The following is a 19,489-nucleotide window of genomic DNA, read 5'->3' as shown; positions in this document are numbered from 1 at the left end:
AATCCGAAACGCGACGGGATGCGTTTCTCGCTATGCGGTGCGCATATTTGCCGCGGCAACAGGGAGCGCAACGTATCGACGCCATGCACGAGCACGTGGTTCAAGCGCGCGATGCCCTGGCGAGTATCGATCCGTTTGCCGGCTGGAGGACGGAGGGTGCTAGCAGTGCGCCGGACCAACGCAATCAGATCAGCCGGCCAGTTGCGGCGGCATGCGCCACGTGTTGCTGAACCGACGGCGATCGAGAGGCCGACAGGCAATCAGGAAGACCGGGACAGAGAACAGAAAACGCCTCAACGCCCGGCGCTCTGCGCCGCGTGTGCCCGCACGACGCGGGTGCCGGACGGGTCGTCGAGATGACGGAACACCCACGCCGAGAACAGCGTAATCACGCCGACGCACACGAAGGCGAGGCGAAACCCCAGCGCGCCCGAGCCCGATTGCGCCGAGAACAGATTCACCAGCCCGCCGCCGATCGACACCCCTAGTCCGATCGCCAGCATCTGCACCATCGAAAAGAGGCTGTTGCCGCTGCCCGCGTCTTCGTGCGAGAGGTCCTTGAGCGTGACGCTGTTCATCGCAGCGAACTGCATCGAGTTGGCCGCGCCGAACACGGCCAGAATCGCGATCTCGATCACAAGCGGCGTGCCGCGCGAGATCAACGCAAAGCCGACGATCGCCGATCCGACGATGATGGTGTTGACCAGCAGGAACGTGTCGTAACCGTAGCGGCGCACGAGCGGCGCGATCCAGCGTTTGGCGAGCGTGCCGGCAAGCGCGGCGGGCAGCATCATCAGGCCCGAGTGCAGCGGCGAATAGCCCAGTTGCAGTTGCAACAGCAAGGGCACGAGAAACGGCACGGCGCTCGAACCGACCCGGCACACGAGGTTGCCGATCAGTCCCACGCTGAAGTTCGGCTCACCGAAGAGCGACAGCTTGAAGAGCGGATCGCGCCGCGACCGGGCGTACGGAATGTAGGCGAGCGCGCTGGCGACGGCCAGCGCGAACAGGCCTGCCGACCAGGCCGCGCGATGCGAGGGAACCGGCGCGTCGATGGCAAGCGAAAACGCGATCATGCACAGCGACAGCAAACCGCAGCCGATGAAATCGAACGGTGGCGCCTGAGTGGTGTCGTGCGACGGCAAAAACCGTTGCACCGCATACAGACCGGCCGCGCCGATCGGCACGTTGATCAGGAAAATCCAGTGCCACGTGATCGCCTGCACGAACCAGCCGCCGAGCGTCGGTCCGGCGATCGGCCCGAGCTGCCCGGCAATCGAAATGAACGCGAGCGCCGACACGTACTGCTCGCCGGATACGCTGCGCAGCACGGCGAGCCGGCCGATTGGCAGCAGCATCGAGCCGCCGAGACCTTGCAGCACCCGCGCGAGCACCAGTTGACCTAACGTGTGCGCGCTCGCGCAGCAGACCGAGCCGAGCACGAACACGAGAATCGCGACGAAGTAGACACGCCGCGTGCCGAAGCGGTCGGCGAGCCAGCCGGAGGCGGGCGTGAGCATCGCCATGGTGAGCGTGTAGGCGACGACGATCGGTTGCATCGCGAGGGGCGCGACGTGCAGGCTGTCGGCGATCGATGGCAAGGCGGTGTTGACGATCGTCGTGTCGAGCGACTGCATGAAAAAACCGGCGGCGACGATCCAGAGCAGCGCGGTGTGGGCGGAATCCTTGGTCATCTTTTTTCACGGGCGAAGCGGGCTGAGGGCGCTCGCGCGAGGCAATCAGGAGGAATTCCGTCATCATATTGACATCGTCGTCAATCGGGAACCCCACTAGGGACGCTGACTGTTATCGACTTAGCCGATAAGCAGCGCGACAATGCCGCATGCTCAATCCCATCTGGCTCAAGACCTTCGCAACCGTCGCCGCCTGTCACAGCTTTACCGAAGCGGGGCGGCGGCTGAACCTGACGCAGTCGAGCGTCAGCGAACACATCCGGCGGCTCGAAGAGAGCGTAGGCCGGCGCCTCTTCGTGCGTGACACCCATTCGCTCGCGATGACCCCGGACGGCGAGGCGATGCTCGCGCACGCCAGCGTCATCCTGCAGGCGCTCGCGCGGGCCGAGTCGCAGTTTCGCGCGCCGCGTCTCAAAGGCCGCGTGCGCCTCGGCTCCTCGGACGACGTCGCGCTCGGGCCGCTGCCCACGGTGCTGGCGGCGTTCCGCGACGCGCATCCCGATGTCGAACTGGAAATCACCATCGGCATGACCGGCAAGCTGTACGAGTTGCTGGACGCGGGGTCCATCGATCTGCTGGTCGGCAAGCGGCGGCTCGGCGACCGGCGCGGCGTGCCGCTTTTCACGGGGCGGCTGGAGTGGCTCGCGCGTGTCGGCACGCTGGTCGATCTGAGCCAGCCGCTGCCGCTGATTCTCGTCGCCGAGCCGAGCGTGACGCGCGCGGTCGTGCTCGACGCGCTCGCCGAGGCGGGCTTCAGCTGGCAGGTGGTCTGCACGAGCAGCAGCCACTCGGGCTGTATCGCCGCCGCTCGCGGCGGACTCGGCATTACGGTGCGTCCGCAGTACCTGGCCGCACGGGGACTGACGCCGCCGCTGAATGCGGCCGGTCTGCCGGCCTTGCCGTCGGTGGAGTTCATCGCGCTGGCGGCAAAACGGCTCAGCCGCCCGGCCGGCACGCTGCTGCAATTGCTGCATGACAGTGATCTGCGCGGGTCGTGGATCGGCGAATGACGACGCAGTCGGGCGCGCCCGGGTGTTGGACGGTGCGGGCGGTTCGGCTCTGCCTCGGCGTGCGAGAAAGCCGCCCTCATCTTTGAGCGTCCTCGATCTCAAGCGTCGAGTTCGTCAAACAGGACGCCCGCAGCGCGGCGCCAGCGATTGTCGGGGATGCAAGCAAGCTTTGCACTGCGTTCCGGGCGACCCCTTCCTCTGTGCGCAATAACGCGCCACCCGCCTGTTGCGCGTTTACCGCGCGTCTCTGCGATTTATTTTTGTCACCGAAGCGTCCATCGCTATACTTTCCATATACGGTTAATTGTTCCATATAAGGAACATAAGGCCACCCAAAACGAAAATACTTGGATCATGAGCAAGGCGCCGGAAACCGTCCGCCTTTCTCCCGTGCGCCCGGGCCGCACGTCATGAGCCAGAGCGCGAGACCAGCCAGAACCACCAACACGATGACCAAAAACCTGACCATCAATCTACGGATCGCGATCACGATCGCGTTTCTCGGCGTGCTGCTGATTGCCACCGGCACACTCGGCATTCTCGGCATGAGCGAAAGCAACGAGGCGCAGCGCGACGCGTACACGGTGCATTTCGCGTCGGTGGTGGCGCTCGGCAAATCGGGCACGGCGATGTCGCGGGCGCGCTTCGGGCTCGACTGGGCAATGAGCAATCCGCATTCGCCGCAACTGGATGCGCAACTCGAACGCGCGCGCATGCTGCTCGGCGAGTCGGACAAGTGGTGGAACACCTTCCGCGATCTGCCGAAGACGCCCGACCTGCAGCGCCTCACCGACGACCTCGACGCAAAGCGCACCGCCGTGCGGCGCGACGGCATCGACAGACTGATCGAGGCGATCCGCGGCGGCGACGCGAGCTGGATGGACGAGAGCCGCGCGAATCAGCTGATCGGCCTGTATACCGCGATGAATACGAGCCAGGGCGCGCTGGAAGACTATCTGAACCGCCAGGCGAGCGACGCGAACGAGCGCTCGGCCGCGCTCTTTCATACGCTGCTGCTCGCGTGCCTCGCCAGCGTGCTGGTGGGGCTGACGGTGGCCTTCATCAGCTGGCGCATGCTGCGCCGCGCGATCATGACGCCGCTGAACGACGCGCTGCGCCAGTTCGATGCGATCGCCGCCGGTGAGTTGACGACCCGCGTGGCGATTCGTGCGAACGACGAAATGGCGATGCTGCTGCGCGGCGTCGCATCGATGCAGGACAGGCTCGGCGCGACTGTCACCACGGTGCGAGCCGGTTCGCATTCGATTGCCTCATCGACGCAACAGATCGCCGCGGGCAATCTCGATCTGTCGCAACGCACCGAGGAACAGGCCGCGTCGCTCGAACAGACTGCTGCCGCGATGGAGCAGCTCACCTCCACCGTGCAGCTGAACGCCGAGAACGCGCACCACGCGAGCGAACTGGCCTCGCGCGCGTCGGAGATGGCCGCGCGCGGGCGCGCTTCGGTCGGCAGCATGGTCGAGACGATGCGGGTGATTCACGCGGGTTCGTCGAAGATGACCGGCATCATCACCGCGATCGAAGGGATCGCGTTTCAGACCAATATCCTGGCGCTGAATGCCGCGGTCGAGGCGGCGCGCGCCGGAGAGGAAGGGCGCGGGTTCGCGGTGGTGGCGGGCGAGGTGCGCAGCCTCGCGCAACGCTCGGCGGCGGCCGCGAAGGAAATCGGCTCGCTGATCGCGGAGTCGACCGCGCGCGTGGAAAGCGGCGCGGGCCTCGTCGACGAAGCAGGCGGCACGATGCAGGAGATCGAAGCCGCGATCGGGCGTGTCGCGCGTATCGTCGGCGAGATCGCGGCGGCGTCGAAAGAGCAGAGCGAAGGTATCCGCCAGGTGAGCCTCGCCGTCACGCAGATGGACGAGGTCACGCAGCACAATGCGGCGCTGGTGGAGGAAAGCGCCGCGACCGCGAACTCGCTCGCGGATCAGGCGCGGCAGTTGAGCGAACTGACCGCGGCCTTCAAGGTCGCGAACGAGGCGGCGCCGCGCGAACCGTCGTTCTGAATCTCGCCGTCGCAGAGATGCAGCGACGCAGCGATATAGCGACGTTCACGCAACCGCCGCTTCAGCCCGGCAGCTTGCGAAACGAAATCGCAAAGCGGTTCCACGCATTGATCGCCGACACCAGCAGCGTCAGGTCGACCAGTTCCTCGTCGCTGAAGTGCGGGCGCACCACGTTCCACACGGCGTCGGGCACCTGCCCTTGCGACACCAGCGTCAGCGCCTCAGTCCATTCGAGCGCGGCGCGTTCGCGGTCCGTGAAGAACGGCGTCTCGCGCCACACCACTACGGTCGCGAGACGGCGCTCGGTTTCGCCGCCTTTGCGGGCATCGCTCGTGTGCATGTCGACGCAGTACGCACAGCCGTTGATTTGCGAGGCGCGCAGACGCACCAGTTCGGTCAGCGATTTTTCGAGCGCCGATTTGCCGATGCGTTCTTCGACGCCGATCAACGCCTTGATCGCGGCGGGGTTGGCTTGGTAGAAGTCGAGACGTTGTTCCATGATTCACTCCGGAGTCGGGTTGGACGCATTCCGTGATGCGATGGAGGTAGCTTAGTCGGACGACTGGATTCTAAAAATGACCGATTCTGGTTATTTTCAGGTAACCACTTGAGACCGACGCCAGCGCGCCGCGGCTACCTGCCGAGCGTCCTTACCCGCTGTAATGACATCGTTGCCGGGCCCCGGTCGATTCGGTATGGTGGTTCATCGACTATCCGGAGAGGTCCCCCATGACGCCCGCCGCAGATTCCCTTCCGCCGCCGTTGCGCACCGACGTGCTGATTGTCGGCGCCGGACCCGTCGGCCTGTTTGCGGCTTTCGAGGCGGGCGTGATCGGCCTGTCCTGCCAGATCGTCGATGCGCTCGACAAGATCGGCGGCCAGTGCACCGAACTCTATCCCGACAAGCCCATCTACGATATCCCGGCGATTGCGTCGTGCACCGCGCGCGAACTGGTCGAGCGTTTGATGGCGCAATGCAAGCCGTTCGATGCGCCGATCCATCTCGAGCAGCGGGTCGAGTCGGTCGAGCAGCGCGGCGACGGGCGCTGGACCGTGCGCACGAATCGCGGGCTCGTCTTCGACGCCGCGGCGATTCTGCTGGCGGCGGGCAACGGCGCGTTCGTGCCGCAAAAACTGGGGCTGCCCGAGGCCGTGCCGCTGGAGTCGCGTCACGTGCATTACAGCGTGCCGCGCCTCGCCGATTTCGCTGACAAGAACGTGGTGGTGGCCGGCGGCGGCGACTCGGCGCTCGACTGGGCGCTCGCCTTGCGCGAGGTCGCGCGGCGCGTGACGCTGGTGCACCGGCGCAGCGGTTTCAGCGCGGCCGATTCGAGCGTCGCGACGATGCGCCGCGCGGTGGAGGCGGGCGAGATGGACTTCATCGTCGGCGCGATCGCGGGGCTCACGGTCGAAGGCGATGCGCTCAAGTCATTGACGCTGCGGCATATCGAAGGCGAGACGCAACTCGAGGCCGACCACCTCGTCGCGCTGTACGGCCTGGTTGCCGATCTCGGCCCGATCGCGCAGTGGGGGCTGACAATTCACGGTGGGCGCATCGACGTCGATACGTCCAACTACGAAAGCTCGCGGCCGGGCATCTTCGCGGCCGGCGACCTCGCCAACTATCCGAACAAGCAGAAGCTGATTCTGTCGGGCTTTCACGAGGCGTCGCTGGCGCTGCGCAAGGCGTATGCGTACGCGTATCCCGAGAAGAAGCGCGTGCACGTGCATTCCAGCTACGACACGAAGCTGGCGGAAAAGCTCGGCGCGGCTAGCTAAGCGGGCGGGCGTCGGACTGAGGGCGCGCGTGGTTTCGCGCAGTGAGCACAGGCAACGAGAGTCTGTCGTGATCGACACGTCACGACAGACTCTTCCTTACCCGTCGACCCAGTTGATGTGATGCAGGCCTTACTTGCCCTCGGGCTGACTGGCGGCGGCCGCCGCGCTCGCGGCTTTGTCTTTTTTCTTTGCTTCATGGTGGCCGATCGCGCAGCCGGCAGCCGCGCCTGCGACGCCATGATCTCCAGCAACGTGACCGGCGACGCCGCCCACGACCGCGCCTTTGGTGCAGCCTTCGGCGTGCGCGGGGAGATGGGCGAGGGCGAGCGCCGTGGCGCAGGCGAGGGTGGTGAAGACGCGTTTCATTGGGGCTCCTGTTCGTTGTGATGAGGCGATGCCGGAGGCCGCCGGTGCGGCAACCGGTCTGGTCATCGGCACGGCAGAAGTAGCAAGCGCGGGGCCAGGCAGCCGCGCGTCCCGCCGATGCCGCGACGCGCCCGCGCGTGAGCGGCGCATACACTCGTCAGGTCAAACCTTGGGGCCGCCCGCGCGCCGTGCCCGGTGTATCCTTTGACCGGAATCCCCTATACTTTCGCGCCATGACTCAGCTTGATATGCATTCCTCCCTCGACACCAGCAAGCCTGACCGGGACCCGGCCGCAACGGCCGCCGGCCTCGATTACTGGATGCTCGTGCAGGCAATCGAGGACTACGCGATCTTCCTGCTCGATGCGACCGGGCACATCGTCAGCTGGAACGCAGGCGCGCAGAAACTGAAGGGCTACGCGGCGCAGGAGATCATCGGTCAGCATTTCTCTCGTTTCTATACCGAGGAAGCCGTGGCGCGCGGCTGGCCGGCCTACGAGCTGCAACAGGCGTCGCTGACCGGCCGCTTCGAGGACGAAGGCTGGCGGGTGCGCAAAGACGCCACCACTTTCTGGTCGAACGTCGTGATCACGGCGATCCGCAACGAGGCGGGCATCCTCACGGGCTTCGCGAAGATCACGCGCGACCTGACCGCGCAACGCGAGTACATGGAAGCGTTGCGGCAAAGCGAGGAGCGCTTCCGTCTGCTGGTCGACAACGTCAAGGACTATGCGATCTTCATGCTCGACCCGCAAGGCTTTGTGGTGAGCTGGAACACGGGCGCCGCGCGCATCAAGGGCTATACGCGCGAGGAAATCATCGGCAAGCATTTCTCGCTGTTCTATTTGCCGGAGGATGCGGCGGCGGGCAAGCCCGCGCGCGAACTGGCCCTCGCGCGGCAACTCGGTCGCGTCGAAGACGAAGGCTGGCGTGTGCGCAAGGACGGCACGACCTTCTGGGCCAACGTCAACATCACGGCGGTACACGATGAATCGAACCGCTTGCGCGGTTTCGCCAAGGTCACGCGCGATCTGACCGAGCGGCGTCAGCGCGAAGAACTGGAGCGCTCGGGCGAGCGCATGCGCGAGTTTCTCGCGACCCTCGCGCACGAATTGCGCAATCCGCTTGCCCCGGTGCGCAACGCCGTCGGCGTGATGCAACTCGAGAGCGGGCTGAGCCCCACGCTGCTGCGGGCGCGCGATCTGATCGACCGGCAGGTTACGCACCTGACGCGGCTGGTGGACGATCTGCTCGATGTCGGCCGGATCATGTCGAACAAGGTCGAACTGCGCCTTGCGCGCGTCGATCTGGGCGAACTGGTGACGCGCGCGGTCGAAGCGGCGCGGCCGTTCACCGATGCGCAGGAGCAACAGGTGGTATCGCATCTGCCGTACGAATCGGTGTCGCTGCGCGGCGACATGACGCGACTCGTGCAGGTGCTGCAAAACCTGCTGCACAACGCGTCGAAATTCTCGCCGACTGGCAGCCGTATCGACATCGAGGGCCGCGTCGAGCAGCGCATGGCAGTGCTCGAAGTGCGCGACTCGGGATGCGGCATTCCGCTCGGCTCGCTCGACAGGATCTTCGAATTGTTCGCGCAAGAAAAGGACTGCCAGAATTTGGGCGAAGGCGGGCTCGGCATCGGTCTCACGCTGTGCAAATCGCTCGTCGACATGCACGGCGGCAGCATCATCGCGAGCAGCGGCGGTCCCGGCTGCGGCAGCACATTCACGCTGAGCCTGCCGCTCGCCGCGGCGCCGTCCGACGCGCCGGCCAACGAAGCGAACGCGGCCGCGTCCGAGGTGACGCCGCTGCGGATTCTGCTGATCGACGACAACCGCGACTCCGCCGACAGTCTCGCGATGCTGCTCGAACTGAAAGGCCATGAAGTGCGCATCGCGTACGAGGGCGAGCAGGCGCTGCAGATCGCGCCTCGTTTCGTGCCCCATCTTGCCGTGATCGACATTGCGATGCCGAAGATGGATGGGTATGCGACGCTCGCGGCCTTGCGTCAAATGCCTGAGCTTGCCGGGACGATGTACGCCGCGATGACCGGCTTCGGCCATGCAAGCGATCGCGACCGGACACGCGAGGCCGGTTTTCACGCGCATCTGGTGAAGCCGGTGGAACTCGCGCTGTTCGATACGCTGCTTGCGCAGGTCGAAGCACGGCGCGGTGCCGGCTGACGGCTGGATCGTCGGCTGGGTCATCGTCTCGACGACTCGCGCCTACTGCAGTGTTGTGCGGACTTGCGCAGCGCCATCTTTCCTGTTTCCCGATTTTCCTGAAGTACAGCGATGCGGCCGGGCGTTCGGCGCCTCAGGCACGTCGCTTGCTACGTCTCTGCAAAGGCGGCGGCCGACCGGCGTCCGCGCGCAGCAGATTCAATAGTTCCAGGGAGGCAGAATGCTCGATACGCGTGACCGGAGCGCGGGTGTGCCCGGCGTCAATGCGCGGCGCTCGCCGGGGCCGGGCGCAAGCGGCGGCCGTGACTCGCATCCGACAACACAGGCGCAGTGCCGTACGCAGCCCGACCGGGAAACTGCCGCCTCGCTTGAAGAATTTCTGCACACCACGCGTTTCGATCCCAACGACCCCGCCGCGCTCGGCGATATGTTGCGCGCCCTGGTCGACGGCGGCTATGACCGCGCGCCTTGGCTGCCGTTGCCCGGGCATGGCCAGACGCTGGCGCGCTGGCGCGCGCTGGCGGCGGTGGCCGCGTGCGATCTCGGCCTCGTCAAACTGTTCGAAGGCCACACCGACGCGCTCGCGATCCTCGCCGAACTCCATGGCCCCACGCCACCGGCGGCGAGCCGCTGGGCCGTCTGGGCCTCCGAGCCGCCCGATGCACGCGTGCAGGCGGTCAATACGGCTAAAACAGGAATCCGAAGCGACGAAGGGCAGGTTCGATTGACCGGCACCAAGGCCTGGTGTTCGGGCGCGGAAAGCGTGAGCCATGCGCTCCTAACCGCGTGGCTGGATGAGGCGCCGGTGCTGGTTGCCGTCGCGATGGACCAGGCATCGATCGCGATCGATACGTCGAAGTGGCAGGCGGTCGGCATGCAGGCCACCGCGAGCGCCGACGTTTGCTTCGATGGCACGCACGCCACGCTGGTCGGCGCGCCGCATGCGTATGTGCGCCGACCAGGCTTCTGGCACGGCGGCGCAGGCATTGCAGCGTGCTGGTACGGCGCGGCGGCGCAGATCGGCCGGACGTTGCGCGACGCGAGCGCGCAGCGCGCCGATCCGCATCGCCTCGCGCACCTCGGCGCGGTCGAGGTCGCATTGCAAGCGGCGGCTGCCGTATTGCGCGAGAGCGCCGCCCATATCGATGCGAATCCCCTTGCGGATGCGCAACGTGAAGCGATGCGCGCGCGCCTCGTCGTCGAAGAAGCGGCAACCGCGGTGATGCATCACGCGACGCGCACGCTCGGCGCGGGGCCGTTGTGCCGCGATGCGCGCTTCGCGCGCGCACTCGCGGATTTGCCCGTGTTTCTGCGCCAAAGTCACGCCGAGCGTGATCTCGCGGCGCTCGGAGAACTGGTTGCCTCGGCCCATCGCGACGACGCCCCGAGGTACGGAGGAGATACGCCGTGGACACTCTGATCCCATGCCCGGAGGGTCGTTGAGATGAACTCGACGGCGCTGTACTTCGATCATCTCTACCGGCACAGCGACGACCCGTGGAATCTGCGCGAAGGCTGGTATGAACGCCGCAAGCGTTCGCTCACGCTCGCCTTGCTGCCGCGCCCACGCTATCGGAATGCGTTCGAACCCGGCTGCGCGAACGGCGAATTGACTGTCGAACTCGCGACGCGCTGCGACACGCTGCTCGCCGCCGATCTGCACGAGCGGGCCGTGGCGCTCGCGCGCGAGCGTGTGGCCGGTGCGCCGCAAGTCCGTGTCGAACAGCGCACGGTGCCGCGTGAATGGCCGACCGAAGCGGGGCCGTTCGATCTGATCGTCATCAGCGAATTCGCGTATTACCTCGATGCAGCCGAGCTGGAAACGCTGGCGGCGCGGATCGCCGCGTCGCTGACGACGGACGGCACGCTGCTCGCCTGTCACTGGCGCCGGCCCTTCGCCGAAGCGCTCGAATCCGCCGACGCCGCGCATGCGTTGTTCGATGCGCGCTGCGGCCTGTCGCGTCTCGCGCATCACGACGAAGCCGATCTGCTGATCGACGTCTGGTCGCGCGACGCGCGTTCGGTAGCGCAACGCGAGGGGCTCCTATGATCGGCGTGGTCGTTCCGGCTCATAACGAAGAGGCGTTGCTGGCGCCTTGCCTCGCGGCGCTGCTCGAAGCGTCGCGCCACGAGCACCTCGCGGGCGAGGCGGTGCGCATCGTCGTCGTGCTCGACGCGTGCAGTGATTTTTCGGGCGCGATCGCGCGGGCGTACGGCATCGAAACGCTGACGCTGAAGGCGCGCAACGTCGGCATCGCGCGTGCGAGCGGCGCCGATCTGCTGCTCGCGGACGGCGCCCGCTGGCTCGCGTTCACCGATGCCGACAGCCGCGTGTCGCCGGGCTGGCTCGTCGCGCAGCTCGCACTCGACGCGGACGCGGTGTGCGGCTCGATCGCGGTCGACGACTGGAGCGCGCATCCGCGCAGCGTGCGCGAATACTTTCGCAAGACCTATGTGGATGCCGATGGCCATCGGCACATTCATGGCGCGAATCTCGGCGTGTCGGCCGATGCTTACCGGCGCGCCGGCGGCTTTCCGCCGTTGAAATGCAGCGAAGACGTCGCGCTCGTCGACCGGTTGATTGCGATCGGCGCGCGCATCGCGTGGAGCGCCGCGCCGCGCGTGATCACGAGTGCGCGGGCCGCGGCTCGCGCGCACGGTGGTTTCGGCGATACGCTGGTGGCGTGGGCCGCCGCCGGGTAGCGCGCCCGACGCGTTCGTGCGGCGCGCCGGATTTGCTTCGGATACCAGAAGATCTAGACGGCGGCACGCCGCGAGGAGGGCGACATGATGGACGCGATTTTCATTCTGTTCGGCGAGGGCAGGAATCTCGACCCTTTGCAAATGGGCATGCGCTCGATCATCGTGTTCGTGATCGCGCTCGTGCTGATCAGGGTGTCGGGCCGACGCTCATTCGGGCAACGCTCGCCGTTCGATTCGGTCGTGGTGATCCTGCTCGGCGCGACGCTGAGCCGGGCGATCGTCGGCGCGTCGCCGTTCATCGCGACGGTGCTGGCGTCGTTCATGATCGTCGCGTGCCATCGCGTGCTGGCGTGGGCCTGCATGCGCTCGCGCAGGTTCGAGCGGTTGGTGGGCGGCGTCGAACGCGAGGTGTTCAGCAACGGCCGGTTCAACGCGCGCGAGATGGACGCCGCGTTGATATCGACCACGGATGTCGAGGAAAGCGTGCGGCAGAAAACCGGCTCACGCTCGATGGACGACGTGGCCGCGGCGATTCTCGAACGCAATGGCGAAGTGAGCGTGATCCGCAAGAGCGCGTGAAAAAACCGCTTGAGCAAAGGCGCGGCGTTCAGCCCCGGCCACCCCGTGCGATCTCTTCGCCGGCGCCGCGCGGCATGCGCAGCGTGACCGGAATGGATGCGAACGAGCACAGGCCGACCACGAGGAACGCGGGCCAGAAATCCGACCACATGATGCTCGGATGGCCATGCAGCATCCGTGACAACTGCAGCACGATGCCGCCCACCGTTACGCCGAGGCCAAGCGACATCTGCTGCACGACGCTGCCGAGACTCGTCGCGCGCCCCACGTCGCGGCTGGCGATCTCCGCATAGGTCAGCGAATTCAGACTCGTGAACTGCAGCGCGGGGAAGAAGCCGCCGAGCAACACGACGACCCAGATGATCCATGTCGGCGTGCTCGGGAAAAATAGCCCGCATGCCGCGATCGAGAGTCCCGACAGCGCGGCGTTGACCACCAGCACCGAACGGAAGCCGAAGCGGCGCAGCACGCCAGAGGCGACCGTGCGCATGAACATGCCGCCGAACGCGGACGCGCAGGTAATCAGGCCGGATTGGAATGCGCTCATGCCGTGGCCCTCCTGCAGCATCAGCGGCAACAAAAACGGCAGGGCGCCCAGACCGATACGAAACAGTGAGCCGCCCAGTACGCTCGCCTGGAACGTCGGCACCTTGAAAAAGCGCAGGTCCAGCAGCGGGAGTTTGACGCGCTGCGCGTAGGCGACGTAGATCACGAGCAGCACGGCGCCGATTGCGCACATGCCGAACGCGTCGGCGTTGGCAATCAGTTCGCCGCCCACCAATGACAGGCCGAGCAGAAGCAGCACCGCGCCCGCGGCGGACAAAAGAAACCCGATCCAGTCGAGCGGACCCGGGTGCGGCTCGCGCGTGTTGGCGATGTACTTGTTGGTGAGATAGATGCCGAGCATGCCGATCGGCACATTGATGAAGAAGATCAGGCGCCAGTGCAGATAAGTGGTGATGAAGCCCCCGAGCAGCGGGCCGGCCGCCGGGCCGAGCATCGCGGGTACGCTCAGATAGTTCATCGCGCGGATGAAGTCGGTTTTGTGGACGACGCGGAAGATGATGATCCGCCCGACCGGCACCATCATGGCGCCGCCGACTCCCTGCACGAAGCGCGCGAGCGTAAAGGTGGCGAGCGAATTCGACGCCGCGCACAGCAGCGAGCCGGTGACGAAGATGCCGATCGCGGTACGAAAGATCGTGCGTGCGCCGAACCGGTCGGCCAGCCAGCCGCACACGGGGATGAACACGCCAAGTCCGAGCACGTAGCTCGTCACGGCGATTTTCAGCGTGACCGGATCGCGCCCGAAGTCGCGCGCCATGGCCGGGAGCGCCGTGACGATCACGTTGGCATCGACGCTTTCCATGAACATCGCACACGCGACGATAAGGGGCGCAATCGGAGCTTTTTCGGCGACGGTCATGAAGACGGCTGCGGCGGACGGTCGCAGGCAAAGGGGTCATTATTGCATCCGTTTGGTGCGGATGGTTAATAGTCGGACTATTGATGGCGCCCTTTTACCCTTTCGGGCCCGGCAGGTGTCAGCGTGGCGCGACAGCGGTGCGGCATTTTTAAAGTTGTTGCAGTGCGGCAGAACAGCGGTATAATCGGGTTGTTACCTAGGTATAAACCCTATACAGGAGTCCGCCATGAACACCGCTTCCAACGCCGTCGCCCGTACTACCCCCGCTGCCACCACGCTGTTCGGCAAACTGCGCGCGCTGGCGCTGCATGCGCTGAACCTGCATCTGCAAAACTGCGCAGTGATGGCAGAAGCTTACCGCCGCCCGCTGTAAGAATGGCGCTGCGCGCCGCCCTTGCCAGGACGGCCGGGCGGGCGCGAGAGAGCGCTGATCTGACGAATACGCGGAAAGCGCGTTTTCAGGTCGTTTGAGGCGACGCTCAGCCGTCGCTCATCGTAGCCGCCCGCTTGGGATAGCGGGCGTTGCGTTATCTGGGCCGGACATAGCCACGGACCTAGGCCTAAAGGGCTCGATGCGCAGTTCGCTCGGGCCGTGTGGCACTTGCAGCGCGCAGCCAGCCGCGTGCAGGTGCGTTTTATTCGTCGGCGCTGCTGTTCGACACCGCCGCCCGCTTCCTGGTCGCTCGCGTCGACGGGCTGCACATCAGCAGCACCATCGACACCAGTCCGAGCAGATACATCCCGGCCATTGCCCAATCCTGTTCCGCCATCATCGTTCTCCTTCAACTACAGAAGCTCACCCGGCAAAACTGCTGCATTTCGCCGCGCCATTGCTTGCGGTTACGGCACGGCGAGAAAAAAGCTGGATGCTGCAAACCGCTGTTTGAAAACCGTTCTGGCAAAAACAGGAGGGACGCGGGGGAATTACCCTAATAGGGCAGGGTTAACGTTTAACGGCCACACCCCCTGTGCGCAAGGGGCTCGCGGGCAAGGCCGAACCGCTCGGAAGATATTCCCGCTTATTTCGTTCGATCGAATTAAATGCCGGCGAAAAGAGCCCGCGCTGTCAACCTTTTGCACACTTTGCCGTTATCCCTTTGTAATCGCCTGATCCGGCGACGCAGCGATGGACGACCCGTCGTTGCGAAAGCTCCACGCAAGGCCCCCCGCATCGACCATGTTCCATCGACATAACAATAGATTCGACCGGCCACGCGCAATGTTCGAACGCATCTCGAAGACGCTTGGCAACCGGGGAATTCTCTCGCCCGTACTCACCCTCGTGATTGGCGGATTGCTGCTGGTGGTTTTGCAGCACCTGTCGCAAGCGGTCGACTATCGCTCGGTGATGCGTCAGTTGCGTGAACTCGCGCCCGGCGAGTGGACTGCCGCGCTCGGCGCCACCGCGCTCAGCTACATGGCGCTGGTTGGGCGCGACGCCGTCGGCCTGCGCTATCTTGGCGCGACGGTGCCGCGCGTGGCGCTGTGGATCGGCGCGACGGCAGGCTCGGCGCTCGGCAACGCGACTGGCTTCGGCGCGTTGACGGGCGGCGCCGTCCGCGCGCGCGTGTATGGCGTCGCGAACATCACGCCCGTGCAGATCGGCCGCATGACGGTGTTTACGAGCGTGTCGCTCGCGCTCGCGCTGGTGCTGATGACGGCGCTCGGGATGGTCGGCATGGCTGGACAACTCGCGCCGATGCTGCACGTCACGCCCCTCACGCTGCGCTGGATCGGCGTGGCGCTGCTGTTCGCGCTCACGCTCGTGGCTGCCGCCTGCCGTCGCGACACCCGGCCGGTACGCACGCGCTGGCAATGGCTCTCGTTCGATATTCCGGCGCGCCGCGATCTGCTCGCGCAAGTGGCCCTCGCGGTCCTCGACGTGGTGGCCGCGGGCCTTGCTTTGTGGGCGCTGCTGCCCCACGCGGACGTGAGCTTCGTCACCTTCATCACGGTCTATGCCGCTGCGATGCTGCTCGGCATGATTGGCCACACGCCCGGCGGCGTAGGCGTATTCGAAGCGGCCATGGTGTTCACGCTGAGCGGCAGCGTGCAAACGCATCAGATGGTGGCGGCGCTCCTCGCTTATCGCGCGATTTATTTCGGTGTCCCGTTGATCGTCTCGGCGGCGTTACTCGCGGGCTTCGAAGGCCGCGCGCTGAAAGGGCGCTTGCCGTTTCTCGACGCGGCGCGCGCATCGAAACTCGCGCCGCTGTTTCTGAGTCTCGTGACGTTCGTGGTCGGCGGGATGCTGGTGATATCCAGCGCGACGCCCGCGTTCTGGCAGCGCATTCACATCCTGCGCGACATGGTGCCCTTGTGGGTGCTCGAAAGCTCGCAGATGCTGTGCAGCGTGTTGGGCGTGCTGCTGCTGTTCGTCGCGCGCGGCTTGTTGCGCCGTCTGGACGCCGCGTGGTGGATGACGCTGCTGCTCGCGGTGCTGAGCCTCGCGCTGTCGCTGACCAAGGGGCTCGCATTCGTCGAGGCGAGCGTGCTCGGCATGCTGATCGTGCTGCTGCTGTCGACGCGCCGGCGTTTCAACCGTCATTCATCGCTGTTCGCCGAGCGCTTCACGGCAGGCTGGCTGGTGTCGGTTGCGATGGTGCTGATGCTCGCCACGTGGGTGATGCTGTTTGCCTTTCGCGACGTGCCGTACACGCGCGACCTGTGGTGGCAATTCGCCTTCGACGACCGCGCGCCGCGCGCGCTGCGCGCGACGCTGGCTGCAAGCCTGTTCGCCGCGACCTTTTCTTTCTGGCAACTCCTGCGTCCGGCGCCGGGCCGCTTCGTCAAGCCGGCGCCGGAGGATCTGCATGACGCGGCGCGCATCGTGCGCGCGCAGGAACGCAGCGACGCCGGTCTCGCGCTGATGGGCGACAAGAGCTTTCTCTTTTCGGAGTCGCGCGAGGCGTTTCTGATGTACGCGAAATACGGCCGTACGTGGGCCGCGCTGCATGATCCGGTGGGGCCGCGCGAGGAATGGGCCGGCCTCATCAGCAAGTTTGTCGCGCTCGCGCATGCGCACGGCGGCCGCGCGGCGTTCTACCAGGTCCGCGCCAACGCGTTGCCGCTCTATCTCGACGCCGGCCTCACGCTGATGAAGCTCGGTGAAGAAGCGCACGTCGTGCTCGACGATTTCGATCTGAAGGGCTCGCATCGCGCGCATCTGCGCTATGCGCTCAAACGTGGCGAGCGCGACGGCTTCGCCGTCGAAGTGATCGATCAGCCGAACGTACCGGCGTCGCTTGAAACGTTGCGCGGCATTTCCGATGGCTGGCTCGGCAGCCGCGACGCGCGCGAGAAAAGCTTCTCGGTGGCCGCATTCAACGATGCGTATCTCGCCGCGCAATCGGTGATGCTGGTGCGCCAGAACGGCGAGCCCGTCGCGTTCGTCACGTTCATGACCACGGATCTGAACACCGAAGCGACCGTCGGCGTGATGCGGCACGTGCAGAGCGCGTCGCCGTACGCGATGGAATACCTTTTCACGCAACTGGCGCTGCATTTGAAGCAGGCGGGTTTCCGCTCGCTCAGTCTCGGCATTGCGCCGCTCTCCGGCATGCAACCGACGCCGCTCGCGTCGCGCTGGCATCGGCTGGCTGGCATCGTTTGGCGCTTCGGCGGCCGCTTCTATAACTTCCGCGGACTGCGTGCTTTCAAGAGCAAGTTCCAGCCGCATTGGGAGCCGCGCTATCTCGCGGCGTCGGGTTCGATGGGCGTGGTCTTCACGCTCGCGGACCTGTCATTGCTGGCAGGAGGCCGGCGTTCATGACTGTGCATTCGATTTTCAAGCTCGCCGTCGCGGCGAGCCTCGTGACCTGCGGCGCGCTCGCACAAGCAGCGACCACCACGGTGCCCGGCGGCCGTTACGGCGACGTCACCGTGACGCAGCCAGAGGGCCCGTTGCGCGGTTTCGTGGTGTTGTACTCGCAAGCCGCCGGCTGGAGCGCGGCGGACCAGCAAAGCGCCGATGCGCTCGCGAAAGCGGGGGCATTGACCGTTGGCGTGGACACCGCGCGTTACGCGGCGAACCTGGACGCGAAGAAGGAAACCTGCCATCAACTCGTGGGCGACGCCGAAGCGCTGAGCCACCAGCTCGAACGGCAATCGCAGTCGAGCCACTATTTCGCGCCGATCGTCGCGGGCACGGGCCAGGGCGCGACGCTCGCGATGCACGTGCTCGAACAGGCGCCGTCGAATACGATTGCCGGCGCGGTCTCGGTGGATGCCGGGCGCACGCTCGATGCGCGCTTTAACCCATGCCCGCCGGACCCGACGGTGATCCGCGACAAGCTGCCGGGCTTCGTTGAAAAGGCGAGCACGGGCAACGCCGATCGCGCGCGTCTCGTCGCGTTGCTCACACCGCATCTGCAGGCAGTGTCGACGAGCGATGACGACGTCTCCGATCTGCCGCTGATCGAATTACCGGCCGCGCATCCGAACGGCCTGATGGCGATCGTCATTTCCGGTGACGGCGGCTGGCGCGATCTCGACAAGACCATCGCGCAAGCGTTGCAAAAGGACGGTGTCTCGGTGATCGGTTGGGACAGCCTGCGCTACTTCTGGAGCGAGAAGCCGCCCGCGCAGACGAGCCGCGATCTCGCGCGCGTGATGCAGACCTACGGTGCGCGCTGGAACGCGCAGCACATCGCGCTGGTCGGCTATTCGTTCGGCGCGGACGTGATGCCGTTCGCGTACAACCGTTTGCCGCAAGCGCAGCGTGCGAAAGTGTCGTTGATCGCGTTGCTCGGCTTTGCGCCCGACGCCGATTTTCAGATCCGCGTGGGCGGTTGGCTCGGCATGCCTGCGAGCGATAAGGCCTTGAAGGTGCGGCCGGAATTGACGAAAGTGCCGCCTGCGATCGTGCAGTGCTTCTATGGTGCGGACGAGGAAGATACGCTGTGTCCGGCGCTCGACAAGACCGGCATAGAGGTGATTCGCACGTCGGGCGATCATCATTTCGGCGGCAACTATAACGCGCTGGAGAGACATATTCTCGACGCCTTCAAGAAGCAGAGCGGTGTGCGTGATTGACTGCCGCGTGACGTGACGTGGTCTCGCGGCGTGTGCGCAGTGCGCGAGTCCGCGAACGAGCCTCATCCTGCCGTGCTGCACGTCGAAGCTTGCTCGTCTCACTTGACGCAGTGGCATCAATAGCGAGTCGTCCATGCGCATTTGCGCGAGATGGGGAACGTCGTTCGGCGTTTCGTAGAGGATAGTTCACAACGCGCCGCGTCCTGACCTAGGGTTGACAAAGCCCGCCAACTCAACGAACATCGACCACATGAACTGCCTCGACATCCGTATTGCGCTGATTATTAGCATCATTCATCGAATGGTGGGTTAGCGCGCGTCCAGTAGCAGTGACACATTAACCCGCCCCAGAGGCGGGTTTTTTTATGTCCGCTTGCTGCCTGCCTCCTGGTGAACGCTTTGCTGATTCGTCTTTGCCTCACAGGAGCTTGCCTTGCCGTTACTCGAACTCGAACATGCGACCGAAACCGCCAGCAGCGTCGCGCTTCGCCATGACTACCTCAAGAAGACCCTGACCGCACGCGTCTACGACGTGGCCCGCGAAACCGAACTGGAACGCGCGCCGAATCTGTCGGCGCGGCTGCGCAATCCGGTGTATCTGAAGCGTGAGGACAACCAGCCGGTGTTCTCGTTCAAGCTGCGCGGCGCGTACAACAAGATGGCGCATCTTCCGGCCGAAGCGCTGGCG

The 19,489-nt window shown here is 65.5% G+C and carries 17 protein-coding genes; 12 read left to right on the top strand and 5 right to left on the bottom strand.

Features of this window, described 5'->3' with window-relative positions:
• Nucleotides 1-293: 293 nt before the first annotated feature.
• Nucleotides 294-1,694 (bottom strand): DHA2 family efflux MFS transporter permease subunit, encoded by a 1,401-nt coding sequence (locus tag HV770_RS32240; RefSeq protein WP_175165548.1) that lies wholly within the window; start codon nucleotides 1,692-1,694, stop codon nucleotides 294-296.
• Nucleotides 1,695-1,843: 149 nt separating this feature from the next.
• Here HV770_RS32240 and HV770_RS32235 point away from each other — a divergent pair, with 149 nt between their 5' ends.
• Both HV770_RS32235 and HV770_RS32230 read left to right on the top strand, forming a co-directional pair.
• Nucleotides 1,844-2,704, top strand: a complete 861-nt coding sequence (locus HV770_RS32235; protein ID WP_175165547.1) for a LysR family transcriptional regulator — start codon at nucleotides 1,844-1,846, stop codon at nucleotides 2,702-2,704.
• A gap of 449 nt (nucleotides 2,705-3,153) precedes the next feature.
• A complete protein-coding gene (locus HV770_RS32230; protein ID WP_175165546.1) occupies nucleotides 3,154-4,728 on the top strand; it encodes a methyl-accepting chemotaxis protein in 1,575 nt (524 codons plus the stop codon).
• Between the two features lie 61 nt (nucleotides 4,729-4,789).
• Here the strand turns inward: HV770_RS32230 and HV770_RS32225 are convergent, their stop codons facing one another.
• Nucleotides 4,790-5,227, bottom strand: a complete 438-nt coding sequence (locus HV770_RS32225; protein ID WP_175165545.1) for a carboxymuconolactone decarboxylase family protein — start codon at nucleotides 5,225-5,227, stop codon at nucleotides 4,790-4,792.
• Nucleotides 5,228-5,457: 230 nt separating this feature from the next.
• Here HV770_RS32225 and HV770_RS32220 point away from each other — a divergent pair, with 230 nt between their 5' ends.
• Nucleotides 5,458-6,507, top strand: coding sequence for an NAD(P)/FAD-dependent oxidoreductase (locus HV770_RS32220; RefSeq protein WP_175165544.1), 1,050 nt, complete (start codon nucleotides 5,458-5,460; stop codon nucleotides 6,505-6,507).
• A 129-nt stretch (nucleotides 6,508-6,636) separates the two neighbouring features.
• Here HV770_RS32220 and HV770_RS32215 read toward each other — a convergent pair whose 3' ends face one another.
• Nucleotides 6,637-6,873, bottom strand: a complete 237-nt coding sequence (locus HV770_RS32215) for a hypothetical protein (RefSeq protein ID WP_121317958.1) — start codon at nucleotides 6,871-6,873, stop codon at nucleotides 6,637-6,639.
• A 233-nt stretch (nucleotides 6,874-7,106) separates the two neighbouring features.
• On the opposite strand from HV770_RS32215, the gene HV770_RS32210 reads away from it, so the two are divergent.
• From HV770_RS32210 to HV770_RS32190, 5 genes are all read left to right on the top strand, one after another.
• Complete coding sequence (locus HV770_RS32210) at nucleotides 7,107-9,059, top strand: PAS domain-containing hybrid sensor histidine kinase/response regulator (protein WP_175165543.1); 1,953 nt, start codon at nucleotides 7,107-7,109, stop codon at nucleotides 9,057-9,059.
• 220 nt (nucleotides 9,060-9,279) lie between these two features.
• Nucleotides 9,280-10,479, top strand: coding sequence for an acyl-CoA/acyl-ACP dehydrogenase (locus tag HV770_RS32205; protein WP_175165542.1), 1,200 nt, complete (start codon nucleotides 9,280-9,282; stop codon nucleotides 10,477-10,479).
• A gap of 24 nt (nucleotides 10,480-10,503) precedes the next feature.
• The gene (locus HV770_RS32200; protein ID WP_175165541.1) at nucleotides 10,504-11,109 is read left to right on the top strand and encodes a class I SAM-dependent methyltransferase; all 606 of its coding nucleotides are present in this window, start codon (nucleotides 10,504-10,506) and stop codon (nucleotides 11,107-11,109) included.
• Nucleotides 11,106-11,762, top strand: a complete 657-nt coding sequence (locus HV770_RS32195; RefSeq protein WP_175165540.1) for a glycosyltransferase family 2 protein — start codon at nucleotides 11,106-11,108, stop codon at nucleotides 11,760-11,762. Before HV770_RS32200 ends, HV770_RS32195 begins: the two co-directional genes overlap by 4 nt.
• An 84-nt stretch (nucleotides 11,763-11,846) precedes the next feature.
• Nucleotides 11,847-12,341, top strand: coding sequence for a DUF421 domain-containing protein (locus HV770_RS32190; RefSeq protein WP_175165539.1), 495 nt, complete (start codon nucleotides 11,847-11,849; stop codon nucleotides 12,339-12,341).
• Between the two features lie 28 nt (nucleotides 12,342-12,369).
• Here the strand turns inward: HV770_RS32190 and HV770_RS32185 are convergent, their stop codons facing one another.
• The gene (locus HV770_RS32185) at nucleotides 12,370-13,767 is read right to left on the bottom strand and encodes an MFS transporter (RefSeq protein ID WP_175165538.1); all 1,398 of its coding nucleotides are present in this window, start codon (nucleotides 13,765-13,767) and stop codon (nucleotides 12,370-12,372) included.
• A gap of 226 nt (nucleotides 13,768-13,993) precedes the next feature.
• Between HV770_RS32185 and HV770_RS32180 the strand changes: the two genes are divergently transcribed.
• Entirely contained in the window at nucleotides 13,994-14,140 is a 147-nt protein-coding gene (locus tag HV770_RS32180; protein ID WP_175165537.1) for a hypothetical protein, read from the top strand.
• A 262-nt stretch (nucleotides 14,141-14,402) separates the two neighbouring features.
• Here the strand turns inward: HV770_RS32180 and HV770_RS32175 are convergent, their stop codons facing one another.
• The gene (locus HV770_RS32175) at nucleotides 14,403-14,540 is read right to left on the bottom strand and encodes a hypothetical protein (RefSeq protein WP_175165533.1); all 138 of its coding nucleotides are present in this window, start codon (nucleotides 14,538-14,540) and stop codon (nucleotides 14,403-14,405) included.
• A gap of 446 nt (nucleotides 14,541-14,986) precedes the next feature.
• On the opposite strand from HV770_RS32175, the gene mprF reads away from it, so the two are divergent.
• The 3 genes from mprF to HV770_RS32160 all read left to right on the top strand — a co-directional run.
• Entirely contained in the window at nucleotides 14,987-17,539 is a 2,553-nt protein-coding gene (gene mprF / locus HV770_RS32170) for a bifunctional lysylphosphatidylglycerol flippase/synthetase MprF (protein WP_246291403.1), read from the top strand.
• A complete protein-coding gene (locus tag HV770_RS32165) occupies nucleotides 17,536-18,801 on the top strand; it encodes a virulence factor family protein (protein ID WP_175165535.1) in 1,266 nt (421 codons plus the stop codon). Before mprF ends, HV770_RS32165 begins: the two co-directional genes overlap by 4 nt.
• 433 nt (nucleotides 18,802-19,234) lie before the next feature.
• A partial coding sequence (locus HV770_RS32160; protein ID WP_175165534.1) for a pyridoxal-phosphate dependent enzyme occupies nucleotides 19,235-19,489 on the top strand: 255 nt, incomplete at its 3' end.

The organism is Paraburkholderia fynbosensis (genome assembly GCF_902859935.1).
GTDB classification, from domain to species: Bacteria; Pseudomonadota; Gammaproteobacteria; order Burkholderiales; family Burkholderiaceae; genus Paraburkholderia; species Paraburkholderia fynbosensis.
Note: the sequence above shows the minus strand (reverse complement) of the source record. Positions and strands in the feature narration are given on the sequence as shown.